Origin of the sequence: Dyadobacter jiangsuensis, from assembly GCF_003014695.1 — a bacterium.
Lineage (GTDB): Bacteria > Bacteroidota > Bacteroidia > Cytophagales > Spirosomataceae > Dyadobacter > Dyadobacter jiangsuensis.
Window position 1 is genome coordinate 381,397 of the sequence record NZ_PYAS01000002.1, and the last position, 18,662, is coordinate 400,058.

General features: G+C 50.7%; 16 protein-coding genes. 5 read left to right on the top strand and 11 right to left on the bottom strand.

Annotated elements, in window-relative coordinates; translation table 11 throughout:
• Positions 1 to 2 precede the first annotated feature (2 nt).
• The gene (uxuA, locus tag CLV60_RS04855; protein WP_106594259.1) at positions 3 to 1,208 is read right to left on the bottom strand and encodes a mannonate dehydratase; all 1,206 of its coding nucleotides are present in this window, start codon (positions 1,206 to 1,208) and stop codon (positions 3 to 5) included.
• A gap of 169 nt (positions 1,209 to 1,377) precedes the next feature.
• On the opposite strand from uxuA, the gene CLV60_RS04860 reads away from it, so the two are divergent.
• Together CLV60_RS04860 and CLV60_RS04865 are read left to right on the top strand one after the other, a co-directional pair.
• A complete protein-coding gene (locus CLV60_RS04860) occupies positions 1,378 to 2,406 on the top strand; it encodes a LacI family DNA-binding transcriptional regulator (protein ID WP_106594260.1) in 1,029 nt (342 codons plus the stop codon).
• Between the two features lie 71 nt (positions 2,407 to 2,477).
• The gene (locus CLV60_RS04865) at positions 2,478 to 3,047 is read left to right on the top strand and encodes a Uma2 family endonuclease (protein WP_106594261.1); all 570 of its coding nucleotides are present in this window, start codon (positions 2,478 to 2,480) and stop codon (positions 3,045 to 3,047) included.
• On the opposite strand, the gene CLV60_RS04870 is transcribed toward CLV60_RS04865, so the two are convergent.
• The 5 genes from CLV60_RS04870 to CLV60_RS04890 are packed head-to-tail and all read right to left on the bottom strand — an operon-like array spanning position 3,044 to position 11,894.
• Positions 3,044 to 4,420, bottom strand: a complete 1,377-nt coding sequence (locus tag CLV60_RS04870; protein ID WP_229210821.1) for a DUF3748 domain-containing protein — start codon at positions 4,418 to 4,420, stop codon at positions 3,044 to 3,046. The genes CLV60_RS04865 and CLV60_RS04870 overlap by 4 nt on opposite strands.
• An 8-nt stretch (positions 4,421 to 4,428) precedes the next feature.
• On the bottom strand, positions 4,429 to 6,648 hold the full coding sequence (locus tag CLV60_RS04875; protein WP_106594263.1) for a ligand-binding sensor domain-containing protein: 2,220 nt from the start codon (positions 6,646 to 6,648) through the stop codon (positions 4,429 to 4,431).
• Positions 6,649 to 6,661: 13 nt separating this feature from the next.
• Positions 6,662 to 7,711, bottom strand: coding sequence for a polysaccharide deacetylase family protein (locus CLV60_RS04880; protein ID WP_106594264.1), 1,050 nt, complete (start codon positions 7,709 to 7,711; stop codon positions 6,662 to 6,664).
• Positions 7,712 to 7,725: 14 nt separating this feature from the next.
• A complete protein-coding gene (locus tag CLV60_RS04885) occupies positions 7,726 to 9,969 on the bottom strand; it encodes a ligand-binding sensor domain-containing protein (protein WP_106594265.1) in 2,244 nt (747 codons plus the stop codon).
• Positions 9,969 to 11,894, bottom strand: a complete 1,926-nt coding sequence (locus tag CLV60_RS04890; RefSeq protein WP_106594495.1) for a PfkB family carbohydrate kinase — start codon at positions 11,892 to 11,894, stop codon at positions 9,969 to 9,971. The genes CLV60_RS04885 and CLV60_RS04890 overlap by 1 nt, the downstream gene beginning before the upstream one ends.
• Positions 11,895 to 12,466: 572 nt before the next feature.
• Here CLV60_RS04890 and CLV60_RS04895 point away from each other — a divergent pair.
• On the top strand, positions 12,467 to 13,006 hold the full coding sequence (locus CLV60_RS04895; protein WP_106594266.1) for an RNA polymerase sigma factor: 540 nt from the start codon (positions 12,467 to 12,469) through the stop codon (positions 13,004 to 13,006).
• An 80-nt stretch (positions 13,007 to 13,086) separates the two neighbouring features.
• On the opposite strand, the gene CLV60_RS04900 is transcribed toward CLV60_RS04895, so the two are convergent.
• Together CLV60_RS04900 and lgt are read right to left on the bottom strand one after the other, a co-directional pair.
• Positions 13,087 to 13,701, bottom strand: a complete 615-nt coding sequence (locus CLV60_RS04900) for a hypothetical protein (RefSeq protein ID WP_106594267.1) — start codon at positions 13,699 to 13,701, stop codon at positions 13,087 to 13,089.
• 85 nt (positions 13,702 to 13,786) lie between these two features.
• Positions 13,787 to 14,617, bottom strand: a complete 831-nt coding sequence (gene lgt / locus CLV60_RS04905; protein WP_106594268.1) for a prolipoprotein diacylglyceryl transferase — start codon at positions 14,615 to 14,617, stop codon at positions 13,787 to 13,789.
• A gap of 50 nt (positions 14,618 to 14,667) precedes the next feature.
• On the opposite strand from lgt, the gene yidD reads away from it, so the two are divergent.
• Entirely contained in the window at positions 14,668 to 14,877 is a 210-nt protein-coding gene (yidD, locus tag CLV60_RS04910) for a membrane protein insertion efficiency factor YidD (protein ID WP_106594269.1), read from the top strand.
• 1 nt (position 14,878) lies between these two features.
• Here yidD and CLV60_RS04915 read toward each other — a convergent pair whose 3' ends face one another.
• Entirely contained in the window at positions 14,879 to 15,832 is a 954-nt protein-coding gene (locus CLV60_RS04915; RefSeq protein WP_106594270.1) for an AAA family ATPase, read from the bottom strand.
• 27 nt (positions 15,833 to 15,859) lie between these two features.
• Positions 15,860 to 16,720 carry a peptide chain release factor N(5)-glutamine methyltransferase gene (gene prmC / locus CLV60_RS04920; RefSeq protein WP_106594271.1) on the bottom strand — a complete coding sequence of 287 codons (861 nt, stop codon included), beginning with the start codon at positions 16,718 to 16,720 and terminating at the stop codon, positions 15,860 to 15,862.
• Positions 16,721 to 16,810: 90 nt separating this feature from the next.
• Here prmC and ribD point away from each other — a divergent pair, with 90 nt between their 5' ends.
• Positions 16,811 to 17,875, top strand: a complete 1,065-nt coding sequence (gene ribD, locus CLV60_RS04925; protein WP_106594272.1) for a bifunctional diaminohydroxyphosphoribosylaminopyrimidine deaminase/5-amino-6-(5-phosphoribosylamino)uracil reductase RibD — start codon at positions 16,811 to 16,813, stop codon at positions 17,873 to 17,875.
• On the opposite strand, the gene CLV60_RS04930 is transcribed toward ribD, so the two are convergent.
• Positions 17,872 to 18,645 (bottom strand): shikimate dehydrogenase family protein, encoded by a 774-nt coding sequence (locus CLV60_RS04930; RefSeq protein WP_106594273.1) that lies wholly within the window; start codon positions 18,643 to 18,645, stop codon positions 17,872 to 17,874. The genes ribD and CLV60_RS04930 overlap by 4 nt on opposite strands.
• Positions 18,646 to 18,662 lie beyond the last annotated feature (17 nt).

Sequence of the window (18,662 nt, forward strand, 5' to 3'; positions counted from 1 at the left end):
GATTAAAACTCCCGGACTGACCGTGCAATGCTCATTTCGAGCCCCCGCAGCTCAGCCAGCGCTTTGAGCCGACCGATCATGGAATAGCCGGGATACGTCTTTTTGTGCAGATCGTCCAGCATTTGAAATCCGTGGTCGGGGCGCATAGGCAACAGACTGTCGGTATAATGCGCTGCTTCGCGGCGCAATTCCTCCTGATGCAATGCCTTAACGACCTCGTACATATCCACATCGCCATCCAGATGCGGCGCTTCGTGGAAATTACGGTTATCGTCGGCCTCCCTTTTGGTTGTTCTGAGATGGACGAAATGGATGCGGTCACCTAGTCTTCGGATGATGCCCGGAAGGTCATTGTCTGGCCTTACACCTAACGAACCGGTGCAGAAAGTGATGCCGTTGGCGCGTATATCACACGCATTCATCAGTTGCATGAAATCGGCTTCCGTACTCACAACCCGAGGCAGGCCAAGCAATGGACGCGGCGGGTCGTCGGGATGGATGCAGAGATTAATACCCAATTCCTGAGCAACCGGTGCCACCTGGCGGATAAAGTAATAAAGGTTCTCGCGCAACTCCTGATCTCCGATGGTTGCATACGCATTGAGCAGCTCCTGGAAATTGGCGAGTTCGAATGCCTCTTCCGAGCCCGGCAGGCCTAATAAAACGGTGTTTGTCAATCCCTGAATATCGGCGGACGGCATGCTTTGCAATTTGAGCCTTGCCGATTCACGCACTTGCTCGTCGTAATCCGCCTCTGCGCCCGGGCGTTGGAGGATGTAGAGGTCGAATAGCGCAAAGTCCTCCCATACGAACCGCAGCGTTTTATGGCCTTCGGGGAAGGTGTAAGTAAGGTCGGTCCGCGACCAGTCGAGTACCGGCATGAAATTGTAGCACACCGTCCGGATTCCCTCCGTGGCCAGATTGCGCAACGACTCTTTGTAGTTTTCGATGTATTGCTCGCGCGATGGCAGTCCTTTCTTAATATGCTCGTGTACCGGAAGGCTCTCTACTACCAGCCATTTCAGGGTTGAATACCGTTCATTGCCGGCTTCAACCAGCGAGATCCTTTCCCGGATCGCGTCTTTTGTCCAGACATCACCAACCGGTATTTGATGCAGCGCAGTGACGACGCCCGTGCATCCGGCCTGACGGATATCCATCAGCGAAACCGGGTCATTCGGGCCGAACCAGCGCATTGTTTGAATCATAGCCAATTGAAATTTTTATAAAAATATAAATATTATCTTGTATTGTAACCGATTGCATTAACTTGCCGTAAATTTTGGCAGCAGGGATTCCTGTCCAAAAAAGCCGTTAAGTTTAAAGCATACACAACAGACGGTTAATGCCCCTGTGATCCCCTACAAGAAAAGAATAATGGAAAAGGAAATTACCATTTACGACCTCGCAAAAATACTCGCATTGTCGCCGGCAACCGTGAGCCGGGCATTAAACGACCATCCTGCGATTAACGCGAAAACCAAGGTGCTCATTGCGGAGAAGGCCGCCGAACTCGGGTATCGTTCCAACACATTTGCGAGCCACCTGCGGACGCGCAAAACCAATACGCTTGGAGTAATTGTGCCAAGGCTGAATAGTAATTTCATGTCGACCGTGCTGGCCGGAATGGAGGAGGTTGCCAATAATTTCGGCTATAACTTGTTGATAAATCAGTCATTAGAGTCTGAGTTGAAGGAGCGGTCTAATGCTAAAACTATGTTTAACAGCCGTGTGGACGGTCTGCTGGTTTCCGTCGCCTACGATACCGATTCGTTTGAACATTTCTCCACGTTCATCACCCGCAATATTCCAGTGCTGTTCTTCGACCGCATTATGAGCCATCCACAATGCGGCGCGGTGATCATTGATAACGAGCAGGCCGGTTACGATGCAACACGCCATTTGCTGGATCAGGGCTGCCGCAGGATCATGCACGTCACAGGCGACCTGCGGAGAAATGTGTATGCCGACCGACTGGAAGGTTTTAAGCGAGCGATAGCTGGACAAAATCTGCCGTTGGATAATCGCCTGATTTTGTCGACTGATCTCAGCCAGGAAGCGGGAAGGATAATTGCCGACCAAATAGATCAAATGGTAGAAAAGCCCGATGGCCTATTCATTGCCAATGACCTCTGTGCGGCGATCTGCATGCAAGCTTTGAAGGACAAGGGATACGCAATACCGGAAGATATTGCGATTGTGGGTTTCAATAATGACCCGGTTTCGCAAGTAGTATCGCCTCAGCTCACCACCGTTTTTTATCCGGGTTATCAGATGGGAAAGACGGCGATGACTACGATGATCGGCCAACTAAATGGAACGAAACTGATAGACAATTCAGAACCAATTATCCTACGCTCGGAACTGATTATCCGAAGGTCGTCGATTCGATTGGAGAAGTCGTAAATTGCATTACATTCAACGTTTGCCAATCGCATTCTACTGTAATTCACTATTTTTGAAAACAAAGCAGAAATATGGAAGCTGTGGCTGAAAGACTCTATTCCCTGGAAGAATACTTCGCCTTTTGTGAAACTCACGAAGGCCGGTTTGAATTCGTCAACGGAGAAATCGTCGAGATGGCAGGAGAAACAACTACTTCCAATAGGATTGCTGGGAATATTCATCGTTATCTTTCAAAAATTTTGGAAGATGGCCCATACGAGTTCTATCAAAACGCTGTGAAATTGCGTGTCGCGGAAAAGACTTTTCGCATTCCCGATTTCTTAATTTGTGAAGAAAAGGGTGACGCCATAAAGTACACGGCCCTTCCCCTTTTGATCGTTGAAGTCTTGTCGGAAAGCACTGCCAAAGTTGATCACGGTGAAAAACTCTGGGAGTATTCACTTATCCCATCGCTTCAATACTATCTTATTGTCGAGCAAGCCAGATGTAACGTGGTAGTTTATATCCGCGAAGGCGAACGCTGGTATGTAGAGGCTTACGGTAAATTGGAAGATGTAATCAAACTCGGCTATTTAAATGCCGAGCTTCCGCTTTCAGCTGTCTATAAAAAGGTCGTTTTCTCGGATGCGACTTCGTCTTAGTGTTTTTCGAAATTTAGCACAAACACCTGCTGAACACCCTTTCCGGCATCATTCTTCATCAGGCGGTTAAATGCAAGCACCTTACCATCCGTCGACCAGACCAGGTTACTCGCAGCAGATTGCGATGGCTCGGTCAATAGCTGGATCCTCTCTTTAAAAGGCGCGTTGCCTACCTCGCAAAGCACGATACTCCCTTCATAAACATAAGTAACATGCTTCCCATCCGGATGCCAGCGAAGGTTGCCGGCGATGTCGGAAGTATACTCGGTGATTTGGCGTGCTTTACCGCCATTGGGAGAAATAGTGAAAATCTGGCTGACGCCGTTCGCATCTTTGGCCAGAAATGCGAGTTGACTGCCGTCCGACGAAGAACGGACGATGCCGGAGCAGCCGGGATGGCTACTGTCGGCGGTAAAAGTCAAACGACGCTGAACGGCTCCCTTCGGAGGCATCGGAAAATCCGTATTAGTTCCTTCCAATGGCCCTAGCGGCCCGGGTTGGGTAATGTCTTCGGGAATATCTACGATGAAAACTTCGGGTACATCGTGGCCGTTTTTGTCTTTCACAGTGCCAAGAAATACCCGTGCAATCTGGCGTGTGCCATTCTGTGCGGTATATCCATTCGTACCCACCCAGCTGTCGCTGGCGGCATGGCTGATTTCATCACTTCCCGGAGCAGGATTTGGGACAACCCGCACTACCAATGCACTGAACCATTCTCCGGAGACATTCTCATCATTTTTATCGACTCTGACGGCTCTTCCTTTTTTAGAAACACCGATGGTCCGCAGATTACGTTTCTCGCCAGTTGAGTCTTCCAAAGCTTTCAGGATGGCATCGTTATAGGTGAATCCGATCCACTGACCGTCACTGCTCCACTCGTGCCGGTGCGTGCCCCCGCGTAGCGCGCCGGGCGTGAACGGGGGCGTTACGTCACGCGCATCCATGTATACGGGCACGTTCGGACGGTCGTCGTGGATGATTACGCCCGTGCGGCGCCATTGCTGGTAGGGGTTCTCTTTGGTGCTGGTAGAAAGGCCGTGAATAAATACAACGGCGTTTTCTTTGGAGCTGTAACTCACAGCGCCGGCACCCGGGCCCCAGGCAGCATTGCCTTTTATGTCAAAAAGGACTTGTTTCTCTCCCGTTTCAATGTTCACACGCTCAATCCGTGCTGATTCCGCGATACCGCCGTCATCGGTTCTGGTATCATATACGAGCCATTTTCCATCGGGTGAAAAGTTGTCGTTATTATCCAGGTCGTGGTGGTAGGTCAGGTCGTGCGTGATCTGTTTTTCTGCGGTATCTGTCTGGCAGGATTGCATGCTCAAAAATGTTAGGAACGTTAAAACCGGGATAGAAACAAGTCTCATGGGTAAATCTACTTTTGGGGGCCGGTAATAATGCCGAGGTAACGGCCCATCCAGTAGGGAAGGAGCCAGATATCGCCCGCGCTATGCTCGCCCGAACCATTGCCGCCGCTCCGGTCGAGGCTGAACATATTGCCATTATGCCGTTGAATAGGGCGTTCATCAGGCGGCAATACCTCCTTCGTGGTCTGTTTGCGGAAATTCGGTTCCAGCTTTTCGATGTCCTTGCGGTGGCTGTTCTTGATCACCCAGTCGATCAGGTCCATCGGATGCTCCTGCAAATACCATACAGATTCATTCAAGTCAAAATCTTTGGTACCTGTTATTGCTGTAAAGATATTCCAGGCGCCCTCCTTCTCCGGGCGCTCCGCTTGCCAGTGGTCGATGATCTGCTTCTTGTAGCTGGCTTTAAGCGTATCGTTGAAAGCATAGCGGTAAAGTCCCCAATAGCCGAGGAAATACATTTCATCGTCGGAGTGGTTCCAGCCATCGGACATGTGTTTCGCGTGTTCGTCGGCATCCGCAGGGGCCATCCCGATTATGCTCATAGACCGCATCATATTCTCGTAATAGCCGTGTTTGTTCATCAACTCGAATGCTTTTGCCTTGTATTTCTCCTTTTTGGTGAAATGGTAGGCGGTTTGCAGCATGGCTATAATGTTGGAGGAGTTCAGCTTGCGGTCGCCGACATTAGTAGGGAAAGCATTCACATAGTCAGGATGCCATTTGCCCCACATAGTAGGTTTGCCGTCGAAATCGATGAGGTACATATTGTTTTTGACAATATGCGACATGAGCGTATCGATGAGCATAATGGCCTGTTTCTTGATTTTCGGGTCATCGATCAACTCTGCTGCCGCGCCGAATGCGAAAATATGGCCGATCACTTCGTCGCTGCTGGTTGTCGATTTCCAATCCCATTCCTTTTCAGGAGAATGCTGCCAGCGTTCAACATCGTGCAACTCATTGATATGACCCGCACGTTCATAGGAGCGAGCCGGAAATCCTGCCACGGGGTTCACTGTGTACAAGCGCTCCATGGCATCCATCGATTCGCGGCAGTTTTGCAATGCATCGGGATCTTTGGTGGCCGCATACCGGAAAATCTGGCCGCCGAGGTACATCGATGTCCAAAGTCCGTCATTATCTGAATCTTCGGTATAGCCGGTTGACAAATCGCCGTGATTCAGTCCGGTCAGCTGCGAATTAAAACCATTGCGGATGTGGCGCAGCCGCACTTGTTGGTCAAACAGTTTAGCCTTTTCTTCCAAGGTCATGGATTTGAACTGGATTTGTCCCAAACCTTTTGTAGTCAAAACCAGTACCGAATTTTTAGGCCCTTTTTCAATATCCAAAACAGTGTTGCCGGGGAGCCAGCGTTCTCCGAAATAATAGTCAAACTTGCCATCGGCACGCAATGCAAATGCGCCCATATCGGAGCCGAACCATACTTTGCCATCTACCTCTTTTACAGCGGTGATATTGGATGCAGGTAGTTTGCGCTGAATGTCGAAGAGCGTTTTTCCACTCGTAATATCCACCACAAGATAACCGTCATTGGTGCCGATATAAATTTTTGTTTCTTTCGAAGCCAGGCTGAATGCTGTAAAATTGGATCCGGTAAGCACTTTCGTCAGCTTTTTGTCCTGAACACCCAGTTTATAAAGCGATTTGCTCCCCAGAATCCAGAACTGGTTTGCATTACCCTGAAACGCTAATCCAATCACAGCATCGTCGGCCAACTTGCCATTCCAGAGGCTTTTCGAGTCTTTGATCAATTCGAGCGAGGCGCCATCGGAAACGAGGAAGGTAAAATCCTTGCCGCCTGCGAGCAAGCTGGCCTTTGGAAGGTTATGTTTTGAAAACAGCGTTCCGGCCCAGGCATTGCTGAATACCACCTGGTCGGTGAGGTACACGAGCTGATTTTCGTAAGAAACGAGATTACTGATGTTCTTGTCCTTCATGTACCGGTAATTCCGGTCGGGAACTACTTTGCCAGGGTACAGAAACTGTCCGGCAGCAGTGTGCCGAAGCCCTTCTTTGGCGAGCATCTGGATAATGCCGTTGCGGTCGGCCGCCACCTGTTGGAGGGAACTCTGGGTGGTATCCGCGTAATATTTGATACTTAAATCCTGCAAATAGGGCTTGTCCTTGTGCACAGGTTGTACCTGCGCACGCGGGGAAGTCACGCCCGTGAGTAATAGGAGGGATAATAAAAAGTGCTTTTGCATTGTATTGAGTTGGTTATTTAACTTTTTTCCTTCTTTCCATCATCTCTCTCCAGGTGGTGAGGATAATGCCTTCCGACTGGATGAACTTTTTCAGGTCGGGATCGAGCATCGAGCGCATATCGGCATACCGCGAACCGCCCGAGGCGCTGATGTATTTGAAATCGTCGGTGATGTCGCTGCTGTGGACGATCATCATCGCCACGCCGGGTTGCATTTTGCGAATCGTTTCGATGAACATTTGGGCTTTGTATTTACCCCATTGTTCGGGAGTCACATCGCTGCCCTCCGGTTTCCAGTCGCCGCTGATCGTGTGCAGGTCGTCGAGTATTGGCAAACCCGCTGCCCATATTTTCTGCCCGAATTCTGCCGAGCGTTTCGTGATCTCGGGTTCGGGAAGCTGCATTCCTTCTTTCCATTTGCCCTCGGCTTTCAGCTTTTTGACCAATGGATTGTTCAGGCATTCTTTCAAAAGCTGGTTATTCCCGCCGGGGAACATCACCGGAATGCCAAATTCTGCCCCGACTTTAATGTATCGTTCCAGGTAGGGAATATGCGCGAACAGCGTACCCATATGCGAATCCATATGGGTGGGTTTCAATCCTAGTTTCAATGCCCGGCTCAGTTGTGCGCGTATTTCCTGCTCCACCACGTCCGGGCTGGCGTGTTTGATCACGTCTTCCACTTCGTGCCACATGCAGCCCTCATCATCCACGAGCCCATCCGAATGCAGAATGCCGTTCAGCGGTGGCCAGCGGTAGTCCTGCCATTCCGAAGTGAGAGTTAAATGCAGGCCCGCATCCATGCCGGGGTTCGCAGCGGCGAATTTGGCAAAACTGGCCGCCCACGGGCAAGGCATCATAATGCTGCACGAGGTAGCAATACCGTTTTGTATGGACTTCTTAGCTCCTTCATTCGAGTAATGCGACATTCCCGCGTCGTCGACGTGGAAGATGATGACCTTCGCGCCTTTCGGCCAGCCGAGCTTTTCGGCGTAGGTCTGTTGTGCTGTTGCTTCTTGCATGACCAGTAATAGCAGGTTGATAAGCAAAAGATAGGTCTTCATATCGAATGTTGTTGCTATTTTGAAATCATTCCCAAATACCGGCCCATCCAATAGGGCAGCAGCCAGAAAACCGGCTCGCGCTCTACCTGCGGATCACCGCCAGTTAATGTCCAGGGGTTTTTGTCCCAACGGACGGTGAGCCGTATGCTGGCGGGCTGCAATGCACTTACCTGTTCGTCTTCCAAAACCGGCGTGCGTACTACCTGAATATCTTCCCTTTTCCGGTGGTCGATCGGCCAGTCCACCAGATCCAGCGGGGTGTCGATCAGGAAATCCACGGAGTTTTTTAGCTCCGCTTTTTTACCCAGGCTTTCGTTGTAAATGAAATTGACCAGCGGGTTGTGGTCTCCTTTTCGCATTACGAACCATTCTTCCAGGTGGTTTTTATAAAATTTCAACCGCTCGGGATCGCGCTCGCAATGGATCAGTATCGGGTAGAGGTATGCTTGTAATACCACATCGAAATAGATGAACCAGGCCGGATTTTGCTTCGTCACCTCTTTCATATTGTCGAGGTAATGCTCTTTTTCGATCAGCCGGAGGTATTCGTTCTGGTATTTGGCATTACCTGTCATGAAATGCGCCAGTTTCAGAAATGCGAGCATTTCCATCGAGTTCTGGTTGCGGTCCGGCAGCCATTCAGGGTCGCGGTTCAGCTGGTCCGGCGACCACACCGACCAGCGCGTTGCCTTGCCGTCCACATCGGCGAAATTCAGGTTATGCTGCATCAGGTAATCGACGATCATGCCTACATGCGCTGCGATCACCTTCTTTTCTGCAGCGTCGGCCACGAGTGTATAGTAATGGTAATAGCCAAACATATGCCCGCACATTTCATCACTGCTCGTATCGCCTTTCCAAAGCCACCTTTTATCGCCCGACAAATGCCAGCGCGTTTCCACGGGTTTGAACCGCGGCTCTTTCACGAGCTCGTCCGCGCGCTCGCGTTCCGTGTATGTGCGGTTGCCGTCGTGCATGTGCGTCCAGGAGGCGGGTATGATCGTGCGCGCGAAGAAGCCGTGGGTGCCTGTTACTTCCTGTAACATTTTCAGGAACCCGAATGCTTTTTTTGCATTCTCCTTCGCCACCGGATCTTTTGTTGCAGCATAGCGAAAGCTTTCCATCGCCAGATAGTTGCCGGTAAATTCGCCGTCGTTGTCGTCATCTTCGGGCTCCCAGGTGGTCGTATCGCCCGGTACGCGCAAATGCGCCTGTCCCGCGATCCACGGCGCGCGAATATGCCGCTTCATCAATACATCATAAAAGAACACGCTTTTGGAGGCCAGCGTCATATCCCGCTTTTTAATAGCGCTTACGCCTTTCGGAGTCGCTATCCATGCATTGCCTTCTTTGTCGAATGCAATATCATTGACCTGATCGTCCACAAGCCACCGTCTTGAAAACAGCAGCGAACGACTCCCGTCCTTCCGAAAACGCACCACGCCTGTCTGGGTACCCACCCACATCGAGCTGTCGGGTGCAAGACGCACCGCCGTGACGTATGTAGACGGGATCCCGTCGGTTGTCCGCAATTCCGACTCCTTTTGACCATTATTTTGAATGGTAACCCCACCCAGGCCGCCAATCCAAAGCTTGCCGTCATGGTTATATGCTAGACCTTTGGCGTAAGCGGCAATCAATGCGTCGGGCTTATAAGTGTGCTCCAAATACGAGGGAGTCCAATGGTAAAGACCCACATCGGAGGCTATCCACAGTCCGTCTTTTCCGTCGCTGATCACATCGCGGACTGATCTGGCGATGGCGGCTTTTTGTGATGTAAATCCACCTGCGTTACCGGCCCAGAAGCCATTCGGGCCGATGGCGTAAACATTGCCGGCTCGGGTACAAATTGCCGAAATGGGGCCAACGGGGCCATTCGCTTTTGCAACGGTGCCGTTTTTGTACTGGTAAAGTCCATTCCAGTTGCCTAGCCAGACGGTACCAGCAGAGTCCTGCGCCAGGGCGAACGACGGTCCGTTTATCTCTCCTTCGAGCATTGGGCCCCAATTGGAATAACCCTTCAATTTTCGAAAAACACCTTTTGCCGTGGCGGCCCACACATTCCCGTCGCGATCGGGGAGGACTGCTCTTACGTCGTTGTCCTCCAACGGATAGGCTTCATGATATTCCTGAATAAATACCGCGTCCTGGTAAAAGGGCGGGTCGTTATCGACAGTTTTATCATTCCGGCAGCACCAGAGCAACGGCACGAAGCCGCCAAGTAGCCAGGCAATGAGCTGTTTTTCAAAACGTCGCATCAGGCCTCGGCGTAGTTTTCGCTCTCCTGGAACAGCAGACTTATCAGTTTTTTATGCTGTGAGAAATCGGGGATCAGCAGTTGCGCGCCTGCACGTACGAGTCGCGGGCGCTTGGCGGGGTTATGTCCGAAACGCTGCACCTCATTGCTGGTAATACCCACCGAAATACCTCCCGCACGGCGTCCTTCCCGGATCTCATCAGGGCCGTCGCCGAATACCGCTAGTTCTTTTCCTTGTAAATTGTTATCGCGGATGATCTTTTCGATCACCATTTTCTTTGAAAACTTGGTGTAATCGCGCAATGCGCCATAAATACCACCATCGAACAAATCAGCGTAACCCAGCATGCGGGCTTCGTTTTTCACATCTTCGGCGTCGGTACCGCTTGCGAGATACATCGTTACACCCCGCTCTTTGAGCTGTTTCAGGAATTCAACGGCACCTTTCAGGGTATAATCTTCCTGACCCAGCTCTCCGTTGGCCAGCTTTTCCATGCGCTTGTTCACCATTTCCATCAGGCCGTCGTTGTAAATCTCCTTATACTGGAATTTGTCGAGGATCTGATCTTCGGGTACAAACCCGAATTCCCGCACCAGGTTTACCAGCCCTTCCATTTGATAGATGGTCTGAATACCCGTGGTTTTGTGGATGAATGCTTTGCATTCCGCCTGTACTTTATGAAATGTACCGGCGTCGATCGTGTCATACTGCTCACCCAGAATGGACTTCATCATCACAGGTTCCATAATCTCCTCCCATCCCTGCCGGAGTGAGCTGATCGTGCCGTCGTGATCGAAAACGGCATAGCGTATATGTCCCAGCTTGTCGAGGATCTCCGGTACGCATATTTCGAATTCCGTTTCGGGATAGTACACGGCGGCCCGCTCGTTTTCGGCGAGGTCGGCATTGTAAATGTAATCGGGATCATTGGCTACCACCGCGATTTCCTCGCCGGTGGCCGTTCCGGTCGTAAATAGCTTTTGTACCGTCACCGCCGCAGCAAAGTTGCCGAACAATGCTGCCTCGGCCGGAGACAACCCTGCTGCCAGGCAAAGCGTAATAGCGCTGATCGCCGTATCGCCGGCGCCGACGGTATCTAGCTTGCCTTTCAACTGAATGCCCGGTACCTCGTGATAACCCTCATTGTCAAATGCGATAATGCCGCGCTCTCCACAGGTGACGAAGACCGGCTTGTGGTAGCGCCGGAATACCTCGGCGCCGTAGCCCTTCACGTCGCTTACCGGCACATTTTCTTCCGGCGAAACTTCGAGTCCGTTCAAACAGGCTATCTCGCGATCGTTGCATTTCAAATAGGTGTTCCGGAAGCTGTCGTTGAAATGCCGTGAGTCCAGCATCACAATTTTGTCCGGATACTTATTAAAGAGTGCATTGACGTCGTCGATAAACGACGCATTGGTAATGCTCCCGGTCACCTGCTGGTTAAAAATCAATGCGTCGCATTCCAGCAATGCCTTTTCAAGCGCGGCTACGAGTTGCCGGTCGGTGTCGGCGCTCCTTTCATTATATACACCAAAATCAATGCGGGGCTCTTCTTGGCCGTCTACCAGCCGTTTGAGATAACTATATGTATTGAAATGTTCTTTCTGAATAATGAATGCGCTCGTGTCCGCACCGAGTTGTTGCAGTTGCGCCGTGAGTTCCCGTCCCTGCATGTCGTCGCCCACGGCACCGATCACCCGGATACCCGCCGGTTTCAGTGCGGCAAGGTTGGCCACTACATTCCCCGCGCCTCCCGGCGTATAGTAATGCCGGGCAACGGCCTGAGCCTGCAAGCCGGTTTCAATGGAAACTTCTGAAGTGCGGTCGTCCATGACCCAGTAGGAGTCGAGACAGAAGTCGCCATACACAGCGACCCGGGCGGCGGAGATTTTCTCCAATATCTGATTGATGCGGCTTTGATCCATGAGCAAAGGTTGGTCTGGATTTAGGATAAAATGGATATGGATATTGAGGTGTTTTTTGGGTAATACGGTCGATGCCGGAAGGAGGGCTATCGTCAGGTGCGCGATTTGCGGCAAATGTTATAAAATTGTTAAAAGCGGCAGTTCGGAAACGGGGGCAAATCTGCCGGTTGTTTCCAAGTATTTTTCGCTAAGAACTGACTGGAAATGAGGAAATATGTAATAAATGATAAGTTACTATTATGTTATGATTAAATCGTACAATGGTGCGCAAAATGAAGATATTTTTACGCAGTTTGCGATTCAAATTTTAAATTGGGGAGCGTAGATTTATCAGACAATTGCAAATACGCCGCTCAATACAAAGCATCGCCGATTGTTTCGAAGGCAGAATTTTCCGCTGCCAGGGTGATGTTGGAAACAACTTTATTTTAATACCTGACTGATTACCTATTAATAATAAAGCAAATTTGATGCCGGCTGATAAATAGGATCAAACCAAGAATAAAAGTTTTTTAATTAATACCAGAATCTTTTTATCTAGTCCCCTTTTCTATAAGCTAAACTGTACGACTGTGGCCTATCCCGACGAAAATACCCTGATCAGAGTGACGCAAGGCGACGAAGCGGCCTTTGCAGAATTGTATAACCATTACAAAACACCTGCACTGCGGTTTACGGTTTCCCTGCTCAAAGACGAGGAAGAAGCTGAAAACATGGTTCAGGACGTGTTTATCAAGATTTGGGTGAGACGGACCCAGATCAAGCCGGACTATAATTTCAATTCCTACCTGTTTACCTGCCTGCGCAATATGGCGTTCGACCATTTTAAGAAACTGGAAAAGAGCGAGCAGCTGCGTAAGCATTATATGGAAGCGATCCGTACTGCGGGCGAGGAAGAACGGGAAGAGGCCGAGAGAAGGCTGACCGTCGTGCAGGCGGCTGTTGAATCATTATCGATCAAGCGCCGGCAGATTTTGAAACTGAATATTGAAGAAGGGAAATCCTATCAGGAAATTGCGGAATTTTTGAGAATATCCAAAAATACAGTGAAGAACCAATTGGTGAAAGCAAAACAGATCCTGCGTGAAAAAGTGGATCTGGCAACGATATAGCACCCGGGTTAGTCCAGCATTACATATTCCTAAAACCTTGAAAAGCAGAAGCACCCACGCTTCTGCTTTCCTTTTTAAGTTTATTTCATATCGTTCAGCTTGCCGAGATCGATCGCTTTTAGCGCATCTTTCAGTTGGTCGACGCTGAGATTATTGCCTTCCACATTCACGACGTAGCGGTCCGCGACCAGCACGTTGATTTCGCCGGATTTGCTTTCGTTATTATATTTTTCAAAAGCCTTGTAACCTTCGATCGTCGTGGTTTTTTCGTAGCCGGTGGTGGTTTCCTTATCTATTTCGGCAATGGACCACGCTGCAAGCGCCATGGTCGACACGCCGGCGATGCCTCCCGTGTCCACGATTTCGACATCCAGCGATTCGTCTGAGCTTCCTTTATATTTGGCCTCGGCTGTCGAAACGGTAAAGCCCATTGCGCCGGTTTTCTCGCCGGTGGCTTCCGTACGGCTCATTCCGGCCAGGGTTTCGGGTAAAAGGTCTTTCAGCTTGCGGAAATCCACCGGGTCGACGGCCTTGCGGTCGCCCATTTCCTTGGCTTTATCGGCAATGGCCTGAAGAGCATCGGCCGGGCTGTCGGCGGCGGCTTTCTCTTCGGCTTCTTTTTCTTCCTGTTTGCTTCCGCAACCGGTCAAGAGCAGGGCGCATGAAAGAAATGCGGCAATAAAGGATGTTTTCATCTGACAATTGTTAGAGTTGGTTCAAACTGATTACAATGTAGTGAAAACGGCGTACCGATGCACGCCTACTCTTCCTGAGCGGGGATCATCTTGCAACCTCCATAGGATTCTGCCGGGAGCGTATGATGAAATACAGGCCGAGCAGCACAGCAGGAATACTCAGGATTTGTCCCATGTTTAATGCGTAGTTCGCTTCAAATGCTTCCTGGTTTTCTTTCAGGAACTCATACAGGAACCGAAGCGTAAATACCCATACAAGGAACACCCCGACCATCAGTCCGCGCGGCGTGGCAGCCTTGTACTTGTTCCAGATCGCGAAGAGGACGAATGTGAGGATGAAACAGCTAATGGATTCGTAGAGCTGCGCCGGATGACGAGGGATTTGGGAAAATTCGGTGTTCTGGCGGAAAATGAAGGCCCAGGGAGCATCCAGTTCCTTGCCGACGATCTCGGAGTTCATCAGGTTACCGAAACGTATGAACGAACCACCCAATGCAAAAGTGATGGTAAGGCGGTCGGTTACCCAGAAGAACGTTTGGCCTGTACCCCGGCGTGAGCGTGCATACAGCCAGAGCCCGGTCACTGTTCCTATCACCGCGCCGTGGCTGGCAAGCCCGGCGTAAGGAGGTAATATCACTTCCAGGGGATTTTTGAACAGCACTTCGGGTTCATAGAAAAGAAAGTGGCCTACGCGGGCGCCGATGACGATAGAAAGCACCATATAAAGCGTGAGCGAGTCGATATCTTCCAGCGTCTTTCCTTCTTTCTTGAAAATATAGATCATAATTTGCTGGCCGATCAGGAACCCGGCTGCGAAAAGAAGACCATACCAACGGACAGGGAAGGGGCCAAAACCGGCGATTTCCGGAATGGTGAATATTTCGGGACTGACGTCCCACATGATATATGAAAGCATGCGTTTGTGATGTTAATGGTCAAATATACTAATATGAGACAAGACGCGAAATGAAATTTTTACTCATAGCCCTCGTGCGGTTTTATCAGGCGGCGCTTTCCCCCTATTTACCCAATTCGTGCCGTTATACGCCTACTTGCTCGCAATACATGATCGAGGCCGTGCAGAAACATGGCCCTTTCAGAGGCGGATGGATGGGGCTGAAACGCATTGCGCGCTGCCATCCCTGGGGCGGGCATGGCCACGACCCCGTACCTTGAATTATCCAATGGCAACTTTGCGCAGTATGGAATCGATGATGGTCATCGTGCGCACGCCGTCGGCTTCGGCCTCGTAGTTCAGCAGGATGCGGTGATTCATAATGTCGGGGGCGAGCTCCTTGATGTCCTCCGGCAATACATAGTCACGGCCTTCGAGGTAAGCCAGTGCTTTGGCGGCACGGTTGAGGTAGATGGTAGCCCTTGGCGACGCTCCGAACTGGATGTAACGCGCCTCATCGCGCAACCCGTAATCGAGCGGGCGGCGGGTGGCGAATACCAGTTCAATAATGTAGCGTTCGAGCGTATCGGAGATATTAACCTTGTTCACTTCGTCGCGAATCGCGAAAATCTCTTCCTTATTTAATATCGGCCGGATTTTGTATTCGTAATTAATGTCCGACATCCGGCGCATTACTTCCAGCTCCTTCATCTTGTCGAGGTAATCGACGTAGACTTTCATCATAAACCGGTCGATCTGCGCTTCGGGTAACGGGTAGGTACCTTCTTGTTCCACCGGGTTTTGTGTGGCGAGTACTACAAAGGGGCGGTCGAGGAGGAATGTTTCATCGCCGATCGTCACCTGTCTTTCCTGCATTGCTTCGAGCAATGCCGACTGCACTTTCGCCGGGGAGCGGTTCACTTCGTCGGCCAGGATGAGGTTGGAGAAAATAGGCCCTTTTTTGACTTCGTAGTCGCCTATTTTGGGTTTATAGATCATCGTCCCGATCAAATCCGCGGGGAGCAGGTCGGGCGTGAACTGAATGCGTTTGAATTCCAGGTGGAGTACTTTGGCCATGACGTTGATGGTCAAAGTTTTGGCCAGTCCCGGAACGCCTTCGAGGAGGATATGGCCGCCGGTAAAGAGGCCTATCAGTAGTCGGTTCAGCAGTTTGTCCTGCCCCACGACCACCTTGCCCATTTCGTCCAGAACCTCCCTGATTTTTTCTACGTACATGAAAATGAGGTCAAAATTTTAAATGGATCAGGCCCAGATAGCTCTTACGAAGCGGTCCTTACCATTGATATCACGAAGGATTTCCACGTTTTTGTAATTCCTTTCTTCGAAAACCTTTTTGGTTTCGGTACCAAAATGCTCGTTGATCTCGACATAGCATTTGCCGTGCTGTTTCAAATGGTGTACCCCAAAATCCGCGATGGCTTTGTAGAACAGCAGCGGATCGTTGTCTTCTACAAACAATGCCTCGTGCGGCTCGAAACGGAGCACATTCGGGCGCATGCTTTCGGCTTCGGAATAGGTCACGTACGGTGGGTTGCTCACCAGGCAGTCGAATTGAACGATATTGCCGGGGAGTGGGAATGTTACATTAAGCATATCCTGCTTCGCGAACGTGACGTCGGCAATGAGCTGGCGGGCATTCTCCTTGGCCACTTCCAAAGCTTCGTCCGACACATCCCATGCATGCACGCTCACATGCGGGAGGAAGCGCGCGAGCACGATGGCGATACAGCCGCTGCCTGTTCCGATGTCGAGAATGGAGATATTCTTATCCGGCTCTGCGTAATCGCGCGTTACCATTTGCACGAGCTCTTCGGTTTCCGGGCGCGGAATGAGCACCGCCGAAGAAACGCGGAATTCGAGGCCGCAAAACTCGGTGGAGCCGATGATATGCTGAACGGGTTCGTTGTTGTTCAGGCGTTTGATGATGTTATCCCAATCGGGCTGAGCGGTGTTTTCGGGTATCGGGCGATCCACCAGCACGTCGATATTGCGGAGGCGCATATAATGCTCCAACAGCATGAACGAGATTGCCTGAGCCTCTTTTTCCGGATAAACTGTGATGTTTTTTACTATATATAAATAAAGCTGGCGTGCGGAAGTCATTTTCACTGATTTTGATCCAATGTCGGAAAGTTAGCAAATTATGGGAACTCCCGAAAGTTGAGTTTAAAAGGTCATTTGTATTTTTGCCACATGGAGACGCACAATCAATGGATGGAACGGGCCTTGCAGCTCGCTGAATACGGCCGCGGTGCCGTGAGCCCGAACCCGATGGTCGGCTGTGTGATCGTCCATGAAGGCCGGATTATCGGCGAAGGCTGGCATCGTGCCTACGGTGGCCCGCACGCGGAAGTGCGCGCGATCGAGGATGCCGACGCCAAAGGCAATTCGCATTTGCTGCCACAAGCAATTGCGTACGTGACGCTCGAACCCTGCTCTCATACCGGTAAAACACCTCCCTGCGCAGACCTCCTTGTGAGCCGCCAGTTGAAAAAAGTGGTTATTTGCAATGATGACCCCAATCCGCTGGTTTCCGGAAGGGGCATTCGCCGAATGCGTGACGCCGGGATCGAGGTGGAATGCCATGTGCTGGAAACACGTGGGTTGGAGCTGAACAAGCGGTTTTTTACGGCGATGACGCTCAAAAGGCCTTACGTAATCCTCAAATGGGCCGAAACCGCTGATGGATTTCTGGGTTATGAAACCGGTAACCCCGTGCAGATCAGCGGACCATTGTCGAGCATGCGGGTGCACCAATGGCGTACTGAGGAGGATGCCATTATGGTGGGTTATAAAACAGCATTGATGGACAATCCGCGGCTGAATGCGCGGCATTGGGCGGGAACTAATCCGGTCAGGATCGTCACCGACAGACGCTTGCAGTTGCCTTCACAACTTCACTTGCTCGATCATTCGCAAAGTACAATCGTCGTCAACTATGACCGTGAAACGGAAATCCCTTCAGAGCCGGAACGCTACGCATTACCCACAACAGCCTATTTGAAAATAGACAAGGAGCAAGGTGAAATAGCGCAGCTATTGGAAGGCCTGCACCGGCGTAAGATACAATCCGTTCTGGTAGAAGGAGGTGCAGCGGTGATCAACGCGTTCCTGGAAAGCGGTTTATGGGACGAGATCCGGCGTTGCCAGGGTACACTCACCATCGGCAAAGGCGTCGCTGCCCCGGTTCCCGGAGGCTTGTTCAAAGGTTCGGAACAAATCGGCGATGATTTGTGGACCTACTATAATCGGATTTAGATACTCCAGAGATTTTCCTCGGTCGTCCAGATTTCCCAGGCTTTTTCTGCCTGCAATTCCAGCATTTTCAGCCCATTCATGGTAGTTGCACCTTGTTCGGCACCCTTTTTCAGGAACAGGGTTTCGGCCGGGTTGTACACGAGGTCGTACAGGTAATGGCTTCTTGTTACCCACTGGTAAGGGATCATCGGGCATTCTTCGGTATTGGGGAAAGTTCCCAATGGGGTGGTATTGATGATTAACCGATGATTTTCGATTACTTCCTGGGTGAGGCCTTCGTACGAAACGCAGTCGTCGCTTTTCTGGCGGGAAACGAGTGTGTACTCCATTTCCAAATCTTTCAATGCCACCTGCACAGCCTTGGCCGCACCGCCGTTGCCGAATACCAGCGCCTTGATGTACTTGCACGATTCACCCCGTTTATCGAACCATTCCACGAGCGATTGCTGGAAACCGTAGTAATCGGTATTGAAGCCCTTCGTGCTGCCGTCGGCGTAGATTTTGATCGTATTCACTGCTCCGATACGTTCGGCTGACGCATCGTCGAGATCATCCAGGAAGGCGATTACATCCTTTTTGTAGGGGATCGTCACGTTCAAACCGCGCAGGTCGTGCTTCTTTTTCAGCAATTCGGGCAGTTCTTCCAATGATTTCATCTCAAAAAGCTCATAGCTGCTCTCTTTGATTTTCTCTCTGAGGAATTTGTCCGTGAAGTATCGCTTTGAAAAAGAGTGGGTAAGCGGGTATCCGATCAGGCCGTATAAGTTCATAAGGATGCGTGCAGCGA